The 14,540-nt window shown below is 50.7% G+C and carries 10 protein-coding genes; 9 read left to right on the forward strand and 1 reads right to left on the reverse strand.

The genetic code is table 11. The annotated features are described in order from the left end of the window. The 3 genes from ltrA to ACT3UM_RS06645 all read left to right on the forward strand — a co-directional run. Nucleotides 1-1,096 (forward strand): group II intron reverse transcriptase/maturase (gene ltrA, locus ACT3UM_RS06635; RefSeq protein WP_498897227.1); only part of this gene is annotated, 1,096 nt, incomplete at its 5' end. Between the two features lie 223 nt (nt 1,097-1,319). Next, nucleotides 1,320-2,345 (forward strand): porin, encoded by a 1,026-nt coding sequence (locus tag ACT3UM_RS06640; RefSeq protein WP_498897229.1) that lies wholly within the window; start codon nt 1,320-1,322, stop codon nt 2,343-2,345. 463 nt (nt 2,346-2,808) lie between these two features. Continuing rightward, nucleotides 2,809-4,191, forward strand: a complete 1,383-nt coding sequence (locus ACT3UM_RS06645) for an undecaprenyl-phosphate glucose phosphotransferase (RefSeq protein WP_498897231.1) — start codon at nt 2,809-2,811, stop codon at nt 4,189-4,191. A gap of 35 nt (nt 4,192-4,226) precedes the next feature. On the opposite strand, the gene ACT3UM_RS06650 is transcribed toward ACT3UM_RS06645, so the two are convergent. Then, on the reverse strand, nt 4,227-5,135 hold the full coding sequence (locus ACT3UM_RS06650) for a glycosyltransferase family 2 protein (RefSeq protein ID WP_498897233.1): 909 nt from the start codon (nt 5,133-5,135) through the stop codon (nt 4,227-4,229). A 448-nt stretch (nt 5,136-5,583) separates the two neighbouring features. Between ACT3UM_RS06650 and ACT3UM_RS06655 the strand changes: the two genes are divergently transcribed. The 6 genes from ACT3UM_RS06655 to rfbD all read left to right on the forward strand — a co-directional run bounded on the left by ACT3UM_RS06655 (nt 5,584) and on the right by rfbD (nt 14,534). Beyond that, nucleotides 5,584-6,414, forward strand: a complete 831-nt coding sequence (locus tag ACT3UM_RS06655; RefSeq protein WP_498897235.1) for an ABC transporter permease — start codon at nt 5,584-5,586, stop codon at nt 6,412-6,414. After that, nucleotides 6,404-7,777, forward strand: a complete 1,374-nt coding sequence (locus tag ACT3UM_RS06660; protein ID WP_498897237.1) for an ABC transporter ATP-binding protein — start codon at nt 6,404-6,406, stop codon at nt 7,775-7,777. Before ACT3UM_RS06655 ends, ACT3UM_RS06660 begins: the two co-directional genes overlap by 11 nt. Beyond that, nucleotides 7,774-11,415 (forward strand): class I SAM-dependent methyltransferase, encoded by a 3,642-nt coding sequence (locus tag ACT3UM_RS06665; protein WP_498897239.1) that lies wholly within the window; start codon nt 7,774-7,776, stop codon nt 11,413-11,415. Before ACT3UM_RS06660 ends, ACT3UM_RS06665 begins: the two co-directional genes overlap by 4 nt. After that, nucleotides 11,399-12,301, forward strand: coding sequence for a glycosyltransferase family 2 protein (locus tag ACT3UM_RS06670; RefSeq protein ID WP_498897241.1), 903 nt, complete (start codon nt 11,399-11,401; stop codon nt 12,299-12,301). Before ACT3UM_RS06665 ends, ACT3UM_RS06670 begins: the two co-directional genes overlap by 17 nt. Before the next feature lie 90 nt (nt 12,302-12,391). Further along, complete coding sequence (gene rfbB / locus ACT3UM_RS06675) at nt 12,392-13,522, forward strand: dTDP-glucose 4,6-dehydratase (protein ID WP_498897243.1); 1,131 nt, start codon at nt 12,392-12,394, stop codon at nt 13,520-13,522. A gap of 112 nt (nt 13,523-13,634) precedes the next feature. Beyond that, nucleotides 13,635-14,534, forward strand: coding sequence for a dTDP-4-dehydrorhamnose reductase (gene rfbD / locus ACT3UM_RS06680; RefSeq protein ID WP_498897245.1), 900 nt, complete (start codon nt 13,635-13,637; stop codon nt 14,532-14,534). Nucleotides 14,535-14,540 lie beyond the last annotated feature (6 nt).

Consider the following 14,540-nt stretch of genomic DNA (forward strand, 5'->3'; position numbering starts at 1 on the left):
TCAGGCGCAGCCCGTCAGACGCGTTGCCATCGCCAAGGACGACGGCGGTGAACGTCTGCTGGGTATTCCTACGGTTCGAGACCGGGTTGTGCAACAGGCGTTGCGCAGTATTATCGAACCGCTCTTCGAGCCGGACTTCCACCCATCGAGCTACGGGTATCGTCCGGGACGCAGTGGTCACCATGCCATCGGCAAGGCGGAGTTGTTCATCCGCCGCTACCGGCGTGAATGGGTCGTGGATATGGACTTGTCGAAATGCTTCGACACGTTAAACCACGACTTGATCATCCGGCAGTTCCGTCAACGGATCACGGACGGCAGTGTTTTGTCGCTGCTGCGCCAGTTCCTGGAAAGCGGCGTGATGGAGGGGTACCACCTTGAAGAGACGGCGCTGGGCAGCCCCCAGGGCGGGGTAATCAGTCCGCTGATCGCCAACGTCTACCTGGACGCCTTCGACCAGTTTATGAAAGCGCGGGGTCATCGAATCGTCCGCTACGCGGACGACATCCTGATCCTGTGCGGTTCACAGGCTGGAGCGGAGAATGCGTTGCGGGTAGCCCAAGGCTATCTGGAGGGTGAACTGAAGCTGACGGTCAACGCCACCAAGACCCACATCGCGCACAGCGACGAGGGGATCAAGTTCCTGGGTGTGGTGATCCACACCAAGTACACCCGCATCCAGGAAAAGAAGGTGGTGAAGCTCAAGCAGAAAGTGAAAGCGTTGACGAAGCGCAATCGAGGGGCGGGACTTGCGGTGATCATTCGTGAGCTAAATCCTGTACTACGAGGCTTCGCCAATTACTTCCGGGTAGCGAACTGCGCACGGGTGTTAAAACAGATGATGAGCTGGATCAGGCGACGTCTCCGCTGCCTCCAGCTCAAACAGTGGAAGAAGCCGAGTCGGCTGCATCGAAGACTGAAACAGCTGGGCTACCGCCCACCGTTCAAGTTTATCAAGATGCAAAGCTGGCGTAACGCGGCGTCACCGCTGGCCCATCTGGCGATACCCAATGCTTACTTGCATGATGATCTGAAGTTGATGGACTTAACCCAGGTCAAAACGGGCATCACTGTCCCCGAGTTCGGGGTAAGTTAATGGCATGAGCCGTATACGTGGCCCGTATGTACGGTTCTGTGAGAGGGATGAGGCGGCAACGCCTCACCCTACTCGATTTGGATTAATGATTACGTTTTTATGGCTAATACAAATAAGAACGATTTTTCTTTAATGATAACTTGATATTGTATAACATTAGTTCGCTGCCCAGCGGAACAGCGTAAGCAGCCAATAAGATTAGCGTATCAAGGGATTATTTCTAATGCAGAAGAAGCAGTTAGCAGTAGCGGTAGCAAGTCTATTAAGCATCGCCTCGGTTCAAGCCGCAACGCTATATGATCAAGAAGGTTCTAAGCTTGATGTTTACGGGCGTATCTCAATGGGGGTCGCGGGCGGTGGCCCTGAGTTTGATAGCGCTGGCAATAAGGTCAATGACGGCGCGGAATTCGTTGATGTGTACTCCCGCCTAGGGTTTCGAATGAGCCAAGCCATCACATCCGACTTAAACGCCTTTGGGCGCTTAGAGTGGCGATTTACTGGCGATGAACGTAATACTGACCAGGGCTTTAATGAAATCCGTCAGAGCTATATCGGCTTGGCAAGCAAGCAGTACGGCACACTACAAGCGGGTAACTTCGATAGCCTCTATTACCAATTTGTATCGGCACCCTTTGACGTCTATCTCGACCGCGGCCTGCTTTTCAATTCAACCGGGCTACAGTCGCGCGGTGATTCAATTGGCTACTACACGCCTGAGCTGAATGGCTTCACTTCTTTTCTCCAGGTTAAGCACTACAGTGAGCGCGGATTAACGGCTGCTGAACAGAGCAGTGAAGGCGAAGTCGTTGCCGCCCAAGGCGGTGTTCGTTACCAGCAGGGGCCGTTTAAGATCGGTTTTGGCGCGGTGGAGAACGTGGTTAGAGGTGGTGGCAGCGGTAACGGCGAAATGCTTTATGGCCTTATCGGCGCATACTCACTTACAGATCAACTCTCCATGCGCTTAGGTGCTGAAACCCAAGATAATAGCGATACCTACGGCGGAGGTTTTGAGACAGTTGGCCTGGGTGGCACCTACTCCACAGGGCCATGGTCATTTACTGCGGATTACTACCACGTAGACCCTGACGATAGTGAAGAGAGCAACGCCTGGGCAGCAGGGGCTTACTATAAAGTCTCCAGCGCATTCGATGTATTTGTAGAGCTAGCCGATGGAGATGCTCCTAGCGTGCGGAAAGAGAGCACGGCAGGCAGGACGTATTGGCTTGCTGGGGCGCGCTATCATTTTTAAATAGTTCGTAAGAAACAAAATCTAAGCGCATTACCCTGCAAAGAAGCCCTCTTCATCAAGTAGAGGGCTTTTTTGCAGCCTTCTGTATGGGCTCGTCTACAATCTGGGCTGGGTAATCCATGTCGCGTAAGAAGCGGTACCTGTGCGAAGCGAATTGAAACCAGTCTCCAAGATGAGGCGAGATGCTCGTTGTTCTGTTATGATTGCGTCAAAGGGAAGGCGGTGAGAGTATTGCTGTTGCTAGCAGGAGCTTTTTTTATTAATTTAATATTTATATAAACTTCTGTTGAATGATGTTTTTAATTATTAATTGTTGATTGCTTTGACCCAAGGTTAAAGATGTAATATTTAATATCATATAGAGGGTAGCAGTGAAAACTATTAGTAAAATTGTAGTGAGTATTGCCTGCTATCTTAACGAAAATATACTGCAATAATGAATTGCAAAATAACACTGTGACTCATGGATAGACGATCAATAGGAATTGTAGAGCGCTATCCGGCTCAGCTTATAATGCCGGGAGTTGATATATTTGCTCTTGTAGCAGGTGGTCTGCTTGCACACTGTGTACGCTTTCAATCTCTCCAGTTGCACGACAGGTATTGGCTTGCAATAGTGGTGATGGCTTTATTAGTTTTGATGATTAATACATTACATGGCGGTTATATACGCTGGCGTATCAGTAAAATATCAACACTATTAGTGAAGCTGAGTATGGTATGGTCGGCCGTTGCCATATTAGTAGCTTCACTCATCTTTTTTGCACATGCTGCCGGTAGCTATTCTCGGTTGTGGATTGGCTATACGCTGTTCTTTTCGTTTGTCATTGCGGGCGGGTTAAGAGTAGCTGCACAGTTAATGCTTAAATATGCAAGAAAGCTGGGTAAGGCTAAGCGTCCGGTCTTCTTGGTAGGGCCCTCATTGCAAGTGATCCATGTGGGCAAGGGGATGCGCAATGCTCCCTTTGAAGGTTACTGCATCGCTGGTATCGAGCGTTTGCAAGAAAAACCCGATGTCCTCTTCTATGAACGCTTGATCAGACGTGTCATTGAGTCAGGTGCGCGCGAAGTATGGATCTGTGTTCCGCTGGAAATGGGCGGGCTGGTTCGATCCATTTTCTACGAGCTCCGCTATCATACTGCAGAGGTTCGGTTCATTCCCGACTTTGAAGGTATGCAGCTGCTGAACCACCGTATGAGCGAAGTGGCAGGCCACCTGGCGGTCGACCTCAGCGTCTCGCCATTGGACGGGGTGACGCGCATCGTCAAGCGCATGGAAGATCTGATGCTAGGATCCATCATTAGCCTTTTGATATTACCAGTTTGCTTCGTTATTGCGGTCTGTATTAAAGCTACTTCGCCTGGCCCAGTATTGTTTAAACAGTATCGCACCGGGGCCAATGGAAAGTTTTTCAAGGTTTATAAGTTTCGTACTATGTACGTTCATCAGGAGCCAGAAGGTTGGGTTACGCAAGCATGTCCTGGCGATGAAAGAATAACACCTATTGGTGCTTTTCTGAGAAAAAGCTCCTTCGATGAACTGCCACAGTTTTATAATGTATTGCAGGGCCGCATGTCGATTGTTGGGCCAAGGCCGCATGCCTTGGCACATAACGAATATTACAAAGACATTGTTGAGTCTTACATGAAGCGACACAAGGTAAAGCCGGGCATTACCGGCTGGGCGCAAGTGAATGGTCATAGAGGTGGTACAGATACTATTGAAAAGATGGAAAAACGTGTCGCCCATGACTTGTGGTATATCGATAGCTGGTCACTGGGCCTGGATTTAAAGATTATCTTCCTTACTATTGTTAAAGGTTTCTTTAATAAAAACGCCTATTGAGGGTTTAACTGACTATAGCGAAAAAATCAGACCGCTCAGTTCCAGAACCAAGCGTGCATTGAAAGCTTTTGTTTGAGGCTGTTAGGCAACTGCCTCTCATGGCGTCCAAGCCTGTAGCCCAAATACTTGGCAAAAGTGCGAAGCATAGCGCTGGGAAGCGCAATAGGTGCGTTTTTTAGCAGGTATTTCGCCTCAGAGCGAATAAAGCGTAAGCCTTCACCTTCAGCGCTGCCCAACCACTCAATCAACCACGTCTCCTGCGCATGAAACGCCCCAATATCAAAGTAGCGCTTGAACTCTTCTCGAATCGAATAGTTATGGGAGTGGTGTACACAGGCGCTGGCGTTATAAGCCAGTTTCCAACCCTGTTTGAGCAGTCTGGCACCCGCCATCATGTCTTCGGAAAGGATCACATGGTCAGGAAAGCCTCCAGCTTCTATTAACGCTTGCCTGCGGTAGGCGGCAAAGGAGTTGGAGAGAAAGGCGGTTTTTATGCCCAATCTGGGAATATCCGTTTGGCTGACCACTCGTGAAGATGCAGGGTAGTTGAACAGGCGTGCATGGGCTGCAATCGGCGTGGCATCCAGATGTGGCAGCTGCCTGCCGAAAGCGGCGCCCACCTTGGGGTCTTCAAATTCGGAGACTAGTCGGGTCAGCGCTTCGGAGTCGGCCACCAATGCGTCCTGAGTGAGAAAAACTACGATGTCGCAATCACTCAAGTGATGCAGCGCACTTTGGCGAGTGGCGCCATGATTAAAAGTCTCACGGCTGATTTCCAGCGTCTCAAAGCCCGCATCGCGTGCGGCTTCGGCGGTACCGTCGATAGAACAAGAGTCCATTACCAATACGCGAAATCCATCTGCGGCAAAAGCGGTTCGTTTCAGCCACTCATGCCACAGGGCACCAGCATTCAATGTTGGCACACATAGGCCTACGCTATTCACTACGCTCTCTCATCATCTGTTGGTGGACACGAGTCATTACAATAAATCCAAACAAAATAGCATATTTTTAACGAGTTACTGATATAGAACTATAGATTGTAATAATTGTCATTTGCTTTTATTGGTGGTGAAGCCCAAAAAGCTCCTACCTAGTCGTGCCTTTTAAGGAACCAAAGAGCCGCAGAATTCTCAAAAAACCTTCGCTGCTGTATAGTAGCCACCTGCCAGTACTGGCCAAGCCCTAAGATGTATTAATTTCACCAAGGACGGCGTATGAAAACCTATTTGTTCAATTGCCTTCTCGCAAAAAAGAAGCAGAAAGAAAATGCTAATATAGACGATTTTGCACAACAACTGATAAAAAGATATTAGTCATTACGTGTTGATCTTATTCTAGTCTTATATAAATGATGGCGAAAATTGCCTGAAAAGATAATCCGAGGAATTGATGAACCCCCATTCTGATCAACCAATATCATTCAAGTCGTTGCTAAAAAGTTTATGGCAGCATCGCGACCTTATTATAACGATGACTAAGCGCGATATTGCTGGACGTTATAGAGGGTCAGTGTTAGGACTGTTTTGGTCATTCCTAAATCCTGTTTTCATGCTGTTAGTGTATACCTTTGTTTTCTCGGTGGTGTTCAATGCCCGCTGGGGCGTAGGTGAAGATGAAACTAGCACTCAGTTTGCGGTTGTCCTTTTTGCAGGTTTGGTGGTGCATAGCTTTTTTGCAGAGGTGTTGAGTAAAGCGCCTGGCTTGGTGCTGGGGAGCTCCAACTATGTCAAGAAAGTTGTGTTTCCTTTGGAAATACTGCCCGCCATTGCATTAGGTAGCGCCATTTTCCACACTGCTATTAGCCTTCTAGTACTGCAGTTCGCCTACATCGTATTTACTGGCATCCCTCCTTGGACCATTATCCTATCGCCTATTGTCTTCTTCCCACTGGCTGTGTTGTCGTTAGGTGTGGCCTGGATGCTGGCTGCACTGGGGGTGTTCCTGCGTGATATCGGCCAGTTCATTGGCGTCATAATAACCGTACTGTTATTCCTGTCACCGATCTTCTTTCCTATCGATCGACTTCCAGAAGAGTATCAGATATTGATATTGCTGAATCCTTTAACCTTTATTATCGAGCAAGCAAGAGAAGTCCTAATCTGGGGGCGTTTGCCTGATTGGTTAGGGCTGGGAGTATATACGTTTTTTTCTACCGTTTTCGCTTGGTTAGGATATGCATGGTTTCAGAAAACCAGAAAGGGATTTGCTGATGTCCTCTAATAAAACGATAATTAAAGTAGATAATATTCATAAATATTATCAGGTTTATGATAAGCCTAATGATCGATTGAAGCAGTTTGTTGTTCCGCGTTTGAAAAAACTGATGGGCGCAGAGCACACAAGCTACTTTAAAGAGTTCAAGGCGCTTCATAACGTTTCATTCGAGGTCAAACAAGGTGAAACGGTCGGTATCATTGGTCGTAATGGTTCGGGTAAATCAACGCTGCTACAGATGATCTGCGGCACGCTGACACCCACCCAGGGCCAGATCGAGACCCGTGGCCGGATTGCAGCGCTGCTGGAGCTTGGCTCCGGTTTTAACCCAGAGTTCACGGGGCGCGAAAACGTCTACATGAACGCTACTGTGCTGGGCCTTACCACTGAAGAAGTGAGCGATCGCTTCGACAGTATCGTTGAGTTTGCCGATATCGGCGACTTTATTGATCAGCCAATTAAGACATACTCAAGCGGCATGGCGGTACGCCTAGCGTTCGCAGTAATTGCACACGTAGATGCCGACATACTCGTCATCGATGAAGCGCTATCGGTAGGTGACGCTTTTTTTGTTCAGAAATGCATGCGCTTTCTGCGCAAGTTCATGGAACACGGAACTGTTCTGTTCGTAAGTCACGACACAGGCGCCATTATCAATCTTTGTCAGCGTGTAGTATGGCTAGACAAGGGCGAAATCAAGATGATCGGAGAGCCGAAAGACATATCCAAGGCGTATCTGGCTGCCATGTACATCTCGCAGCAGGATGGTACCGCGCCAATGACAGTCAATAAGGATGAAAAGAGCGACAGTTCCGATCAAGAAGAGACTGTCGAAGACGTTCGAGACATGCGGTTGGATTTTCTTAACACGACCCAGTACCGCAACGACATTGAAATAGTGAAGTTTGATGAAAACTCGGAAGGCTTCGGCAGTGGTGGGGCTGTCATCGACTCGGCGCACCTGCTGGATGAAAACGATCAACGCCTGGCCTGGGTAGTGGGTGGTGAAAACGTCACGGTAAGAATCGAGTGCACCGCCAATGCTTACCTGGCCAGCCCAATTGTCGGCTTCCTTGTCAAAGACAGGCTGGGTCAGCACCTGTTTGGTGACAACACTTACCTCACCTATGTAGAGGAGCCGATTCACATTGCTGAAGGCGAAACCTTCGTGGCCAATTTCCAATTCAGGATGCCGGTTTTGCCGATGGGTGATTACTCAATGACGGTAGCGATCGCTGAAGGCAGCCAGCAAGGGCATGTCCAGCACCACTGGATGCACGACGCCATCGTATTGAAGTCGCATAGCAGCAGTGTCAGTACTGGGCTAGTAGGTGTACCTATGAAAAAGATTGAGATGACCAGCTTATGAATATTTATCAGCAGATGTTGAAGTCTTCGTTTGTTTCGAAAGAACCCTCGAAGTTTCCCAGTGCATGGTTAGGTCATATACCCTTTGGCGCGTGGCTGGTCGAAACCGTAAAGCCAGACTGCTTGGTCGAGCTGGGTACCCACTACGGGCACTCCTACTTCTCCTTTTGTGAAAGCATCGACAGAAACAAGCTGCCCACCCGTTGCTACGCGGTAGATACCTGGGAAGGGGATGAGCACGCAGGCTTATATTCTGAACACGTGTTTGATGTGGTTAGCAAGCACCATGATGAGCACTACAAAGATTTCTCTAAACTGCTGAGAATGACTTTCGACGAAGCCGTAGAGAACTTTGCCGATGGGGATGTCGATTTTCTACACATTGATGGCCTGCACAGCTACGAAGCAGTTAAGCACGATTTTGAAACCTGGTTACCCAAGCTCTCCGAAAGGGGCGTTGTACTGTTCCACGACACCAACGTACGTGAGCGTGACTTCGGTGTCTGGAAGCTATGGAGCGAGTTAAAAGATCACTACCCGCACATCATCTTTGAACACTCCTTTGGCCTCGGCGTGCTGTTTGTGGGTAAAGAGCAGCCTGTAGCCGTGTTAGAGCTCGTTAAAGAGTGGTCACAGCCGGAAGGCCACGCGTTTATCCGCAAATATTTCTCCAAGCTTGGCGAAGTGATTGAGCACCAATGGGTGATTACCCAGCTGCATGAAGCGGTTGCCAATGCTAATCAGGAAATAGCCAAGCGGGATGATTTAGTCAAGGCGCTTAATCATGACATTCAAGAGCGTGATAGGGTAATTAAAGAGCACGTTAACGCCATACAAGAGCGTGAAAGTGTTCTTCAAGACACGCAAGCTCAGTTAGCTGATAGAGATGCAGAGTTCGAACTGCTCAATGCCCGCATCGGTGAGCGTGATAGATCTCTCTTGGAGCGTGGCCAACATCTGGCCGAAAAAGAGTGCCAGTTAGCAGATATTCTTAGTTCTAGAAGCTGGAAATTAACCAAGCCGCTGCGTGATGCCATGGTGGCAATCAAGCAGTGCCGTCGAGCATTAGGTTTAATCAAACCAGCCGTGCAGCGTGGTGGTGGAGTGAAAAGTACGCTACGCAAAGCCGTTGCAATTTATCGTAGTGAAGGCTTAGCAGGGGTTAAAAGAGGATTTCGGCTGGTAGAAGCGACATCGAGCGTTGCGATGCCTCACGTCACTGACCCCGTCTATCTCGCAGCGATCAGCCACCTTGCACCAGAGTACACAGCCCCCCGAGTGTTGATCGTGGCTGAGTTCAGCATTCCGCAGTGTAAGAAGTACCGCGTTACCCAAAAGCAGAAAATGTTTGAGCACCTGGGTGTTGAGTGTACAGCGATCGATTGGAACGAGTCGGAAACAGCGATAAAAGCCCTGCAGACCCACTCCATGGTTATTTTTTACCGTGTTCCAGGCTTTCCCAATGTTTTAAGCGTTATTGAAGAAGCCAAGCGACTGAATATCCCAACCTACTGGGAAGTCGACGACCTGATCTTTAACCGCGAAGTTTTGCTGAATAGCAAAACGCTGGCGGGGCTCAGCAACGATGATTTCCAAGGCTTGCTGACTGGCGCCGAGCTCTACCTAAAAGCCATGCTCAGCTGTGATAACGGCATCGCCTCGACCACCGGTCTGGCCAAGGCAATGCAAGAGTCTGGTATGAGCAGCGTTCAGGTGGTGGAAAATGCACTGGATGCACAGACCATGGTCGTGGCCGAAAAGGTAAACAAAAAGCGCAAAACGGCGATTAAAGACGACGTCATTCGTATTGTCTACGGCTCCGGCACCAACACTCATAATGTCGATTTCCAGGAAGCCGTGCCAGCGTTTCTGGAAACGCTGTCCACCCACAGCAATGTACACTTCCGCTTGATCGGCTTGTTAGACCTGCCTGCTGAGTTTGATCAGTACGAGTCCCGTATCGAACGGATTCCTGTCTGCTCCTATGAAGAGTATTTAGAGAGCTTGGCCGAGTGTGATATCAGCATCGCCCCGTTAGAGCACTATGTGTTCAACGACTCGAAGAGCAATATCAAGTTTCTGGAGGCATCCGCCGTGCAGGTGCCCTCTATCTGCTCGCCAAGGGCAGCCTTTACCAGCGCCATTACCCACGGCGTAGAAGGCTTTCTCTGCGAAACAGACCAGGAGTGGAAAGAAGCATTTACACAGTTGGTAAATGATGCAGCGCTTCGCGAAAAGATGGCAGCAAATGCCTATGCCTCCGTAATGCAGGCCTACTCCCCGGAAAACATTGCCACCCAGCAACTGCAGCCTATTCTGAGTGATTTTACCAAGCACGAGGCAAGCACTTCGCAGCATCTTAAGCGCACGGTGTTGGCGGTCAATTGCTACTACAAGCCTCGCGCCTTTGGCGGCGCCACCGTGGTCGCGGCAGAGATGAATACGCGCCTGAATCAGCGTAACGATTTTGACATGCACATGTTCACTGCAGTGCCGACCAGTGTGGCGGAAGCCTATCAGGTTAGGCGCTACGAAGCGGATGGCATCAACGTCTACGGCATGGGACTACCTGATGGGCTGGATGACAAGTCACAGTTCGATAACCCCCATGTCGTGCAGGCGCTGAGCGATGTGCTGAGTGTCGTCCAGCCAGATATTGTGCACCTGCACAGCATTCAGGGAATCGGCCTGCCGATAGTCGACCTGTGCAAGGAACGGAACATCAAGTACGTCATCACGCTGCACGATGCATGGTGGCTGTGTGGTCGCCAGTTCATGATTGATCGGCGCGGCAAGTTCTGTGGCCAATACGTGATTGATCGGGACGTATGCGCCTCCTGTGTAGATAACGCCAGCCTCAATAATGAGCGTTTGGACAGAATGGATGCCGCGCTCAGCGGAGCCTCTGCGTTGCTGGCACCCAGCCGCTTTTTTGCCGACTTCTTTATTGCCAACGGCTATTCAGAAAAAAAGGTACTGGTGAATAAGAACGGTATCCGTAAGCCAGGCAACACACCCAAAATCGCTCATGATGGGCCTGTTCGCTTCGGCTACGTGGGGGGCAATACTGAAATCAAGGGCGTGCATCTCGTCAAGAAGGTGTTCACCGAACTCGATAGTGCAGATGCGGAACTCGTTATTGTCGATAATGCCCGCAATCTTGGGTTTTCAACCTACGACCCCAGCACCTTCAAGAACATGCAAAGAGTGGAAATCGTACCCGCCTATACACAGGATACGATTGACAACTTCTTCGCCAGTATCGATGTACTGCTGTTCCCGACCCAGTGGAAAGAGAGCTTCGGTTTGACCATCAGGGAAGCGCTGGCCAGAAACGTCTGGGTCATTACAACCGATGCTGGGGGGGTCGTCGAAGACATCATTTCGGGTGTGAATGGCATCGTCATCCCATTTAGCGATAAAGGTGAGCGCCTGAAAGAGGCGGTTCTGGAATCCATCCGAGTGTTTAAAAACTATCGCCCAGGGGATGAAATCAAACTGGAAAACAGCCATCTCACCTACTTTGAAGATCAGGCGGAAGAGCTAGTGGAGATACTGATTGGCGTAGATGACGGCCTTTATTCCACAAGTGATAGCATCATTGAAACCAGTGAGTGCCAGCATGCCAATCCCTCCTAACGTGGCAACACGGCGTACTACGGCCATTATTGTCACCTACCACCCGGCACTGGAAGTGCTGGGTGAACTTGTTGACCGGCTAATCAGTCAAGTAGAAACGGTGCTGATTGTGGATAACGGCTCAGATGAAAACCTTGCTAGCTGGAATGCCAGTCGGCAACAACCTGCCGACCACATCATTGTCTTGGGTGAAAATCGCGGCATTGCCTCAGCGCAGAACGTAGGTATTGCCTGGGCCAAGCAGCAGGACGCCACCCACGTGCTGTTAATGGATCAAGACAGCCTGCCCGCGACCGCCATGCTTGAAAAGCTGCATGCCGCACTAGCCAGTGAACCGGCGGCCGCTTCTGCCGGGCCCCGCTATTTGGATACCCGCCAAAAAAACCCGCCACCGTTTCTGCAAATCCGCAACTGGCGGTTATGCAGGCATAGCTGTGACAGTGACAGGGCCGTGTTGCCGGTCGATTATCTGATCGCCTCCGGGTGCCTGATTCCTGTTCCGGTGCTGGAAAAAGTAGGTGGCATGCGCGATGACTTATTTATCGACTATGTCGACATAGAGTGGGGGCTGCGAGCAGGACATCACGGCTTTCAAAGCTATGGTGTCTGCGGTGCGCATATGGAGCACAGTCTGGGCGAAATGCCTATCGAGTTTCGTGGTCGGAAAATACCGCTGCACAGCCCATTGCGTCACTATTATCACTTCAGAAATGCCGTGCTGCTCTACCGTACCGGATGGGTGCCGCTGCAGTGGAAATGTGTCGATGCATGGCGGTTACTGTTGAAATATGGTTTTTACACTTTATATGCTAAACCTCGTCGACAACATTTTATGAAAATGACCCAAGGGTTATTCCACGGCATCATCGGCAGGGCAGGCAAGTAGCGTTCAGTGTTTTGGCATGTGCACCATGTGAAAACGATGAGATTAATCAGGGATCGATCAAAGAGTGATCCGCAATAGTGGTGATTTAGCATGAATATTCTAGTAACAGGTGGAGCAGGGTTTATCGGTTCAGCGGTAATCCGTTACCTGATCGAGCAGACCGAACACGCCGTGGTGAATGTGGATGCCTTGACCTACGCAGGCAATCTTGAGTCGCTAACCGCCATAGACAGCAGCGACCGCTACACCTTTGAGCAGGCCGATATCGGTGATGCGGCAAGCATGGCTGCCATTCTGGAGCGCCACCAGCCGGATGCCGTGATGCACCTGGCGGCGGAATCCCACGTAGACCGCTCCATTGATGGCCCCGCCGCCTTTATTCAAACCAATATCGTCGGCACCTACACGCTGCTCGAAGCCGTTCGTCACTACTGGAAAGGCCTGCAGGCAAGCGCCCCTGAAAAAGCCAGTGCATTCCGCTTCCATCACATCTCGACAGATGAAGTGTATGGCGATCTGGAAGGCCCGGAGGACCTGTTTATCGAAGAAACTCCCTACGCCCCCAGTTCTCCTTACTCCGCCAGCAAGGCAAGTTCAGACCACCTGGTCCGCGCATGGCACCGCACTTACGGCCTGCCTGTATTGGTCACCAACTGTTCCAACAACTATGGGCCGTACCATTTCCCCGAAAAGCTTATCCCATTGATGATTTTGAATGCATTGGCGGGTAAGTCACTACCCGTTTATGGCAATGGCCAGCAAGTGCGTGACTGGCTATATGTAGAAGACCACGCCCGCGCGTTGGTCAAGGTCGTCACGGAAGGCATCGTCGGCGAAACCTACAATATCGGCGGGCATAATGAGCAAACGAACCTGCACGTGGTGGAAACCATCTGTGAGATTCTGGATGAATTGGTGTTAAAGGAGAGAGGAGTAAGGAGTGAGGAGAACCCCTCACAAGCACAGCACTCAAGCCTCACCATTCACCACTCACCCCTCACATCTTTCAAAGAGCTAATCACCTTCGTACAAGACCGCCCAGGCCATGACCTGCGTTACGCCATTGATGCCAGCAAGATCGAGCGTGAACTAGGTTGGACGCCAGAAGAAACCTTCGAAACCGGGTTACGCAAAACTGTGCAGTGGTACCTCGCCAATGAAACCTGGTGGAAACGTGTACAAGACGGCAGCTACCAGGGCCAACGGTTAGGTAGTTTGTAAGAGGTACGGCACAGGCTCGTAGCGCGTGGTAGGCGGAGTACACCCTCGGGCGCAGCGCGTAGCGGTGCCAAATGCACTAGCTTCCCACGTGCTTTTAAAAAAAGGATTTCCAATGAAAATTCTCATTACCGGCGGAAGTGGCCAAGTAGGCTTTGAACTGCGTCGTCAATTGGCAACGCTGGGTGAAGCTTTAGCACCTAGCCGTGCAGTGCTGGATCTTTCCGACGCCGATGCCGTCACGGCTTACCTAGATCAGCATAAGCCAGACCTAATCGTCAACGCAGCAGCCTACACAGCCGTCGATAACGCCGAGTCAGACCAAGCTATGGCAACGCGCCTAAACGCCGAATTGCCAGCGCAGTTGGCGGAATACTGTCAGCAGCAGGGCGGTTGGCTAATCCACTACTCCTCGGATTACGTGTACAGCGGCGAAGGCACTGCCCCCTGGCATGAAGACGACGCCACCGGGCCATGCAACGCCTACGGTGCGACCAAGCTGGCCGGTGATGTAGCAGTTGCCAACAGCGGCTGCAAGCACCTGATTTTCCGCACCAGTTGGGTCTACAGCGCCTTCGGGAAAAGCTTTTTGGCCACCATGCTGCGGCTAGGGGCCGAGCGGTCAGCATTAAGCATTGTCAGTGACCAAATGGGTGCGCCCACACCCGCACGCCTGATTGTACTCGTCACCCAACAGGCGTTAGCTACGCTGCGTAACCCCAAAACCGCCAACGATCTGGAAAGCGGCGTGTATCATCTCGCCCCCAAAGGTGAAACTAGCTGGTATGGCTTTGCCTGCGAGATATTCCAGGTAGCGAAGCAGGCCGGGTTGGCGATGGCGATTACCCCTGAAGGCGTCTCCGCCATCCCCACCGCAGAATACCCCACCCCAGCTACCCGCCCGCTGAATTCTCGGCTGGCAGCAGCTAAGATAGAAGCAGCATTGGGAATTCAGATGCCCAGTTGGCAAAGCCAGTTGGCGCTTACCGTGGAAGAAATAGCGAGCTCACGTTAGTGGCGA

The organism is Halomonas sp. AOP13-D3-9 (assembly GCF_052379125.1).
Classification (GTDB): domain Bacteria; phylum Pseudomonadota; class Gammaproteobacteria; order Pseudomonadales; family Halomonadaceae; genus Vreelandella.

Coding starts and splice junctions, on each gene's coding strand:
- ACT3UM_RS06640 (WP_498897229.1), top strand. CDS start 1,320: ATGCAGAAGAAGCAGTTAGCAGTAGCGGTAGCAAGTCTATTAAGCATC.
- ACT3UM_RS06645 (WP_498897231.1), top strand. CDS start 2,809: ATGGATAGACGATCAATAGGAATTGTAGAGCGCTATCCGGCTCAGCTT.
- ACT3UM_RS06655 (WP_498897235.1), top strand. CDS start 5,584: ATGAACCCCCATTCTGATCAACCAATATCATTCAAGTCGTTGCTAAAA.
- ACT3UM_RS06660 (WP_498897237.1), top strand. CDS start 6,404: ATGTCCTCTAATAAAACGATAATTAAAGTAGATAATATTCATAAATAT.
- ACT3UM_RS06665 (WP_498897239.1), top strand. CDS start 7,774: ATGAATATTTATCAGCAGATGTTGAAGTCTTCGTTTGTTTCGAAAGAA.
- ACT3UM_RS06670 (WP_498897241.1), top strand. CDS start 11,399: ATGCCAATCCCTCCTAACGTGGCAACACGGCGTACTACGGCCATTATT.
- rfbB (WP_498897243.1), top strand. CDS start 12,392: ATGAATATTCTAGTAACAGGTGGAGCAGGGTTTATCGGTTCAGCGGTA.
- rfbD (WP_498897245.1), top strand. CDS start 13,635: ATGAAAATTCTCATTACCGGCGGAAGTGGCCAAGTAGGCTTTGAACTG.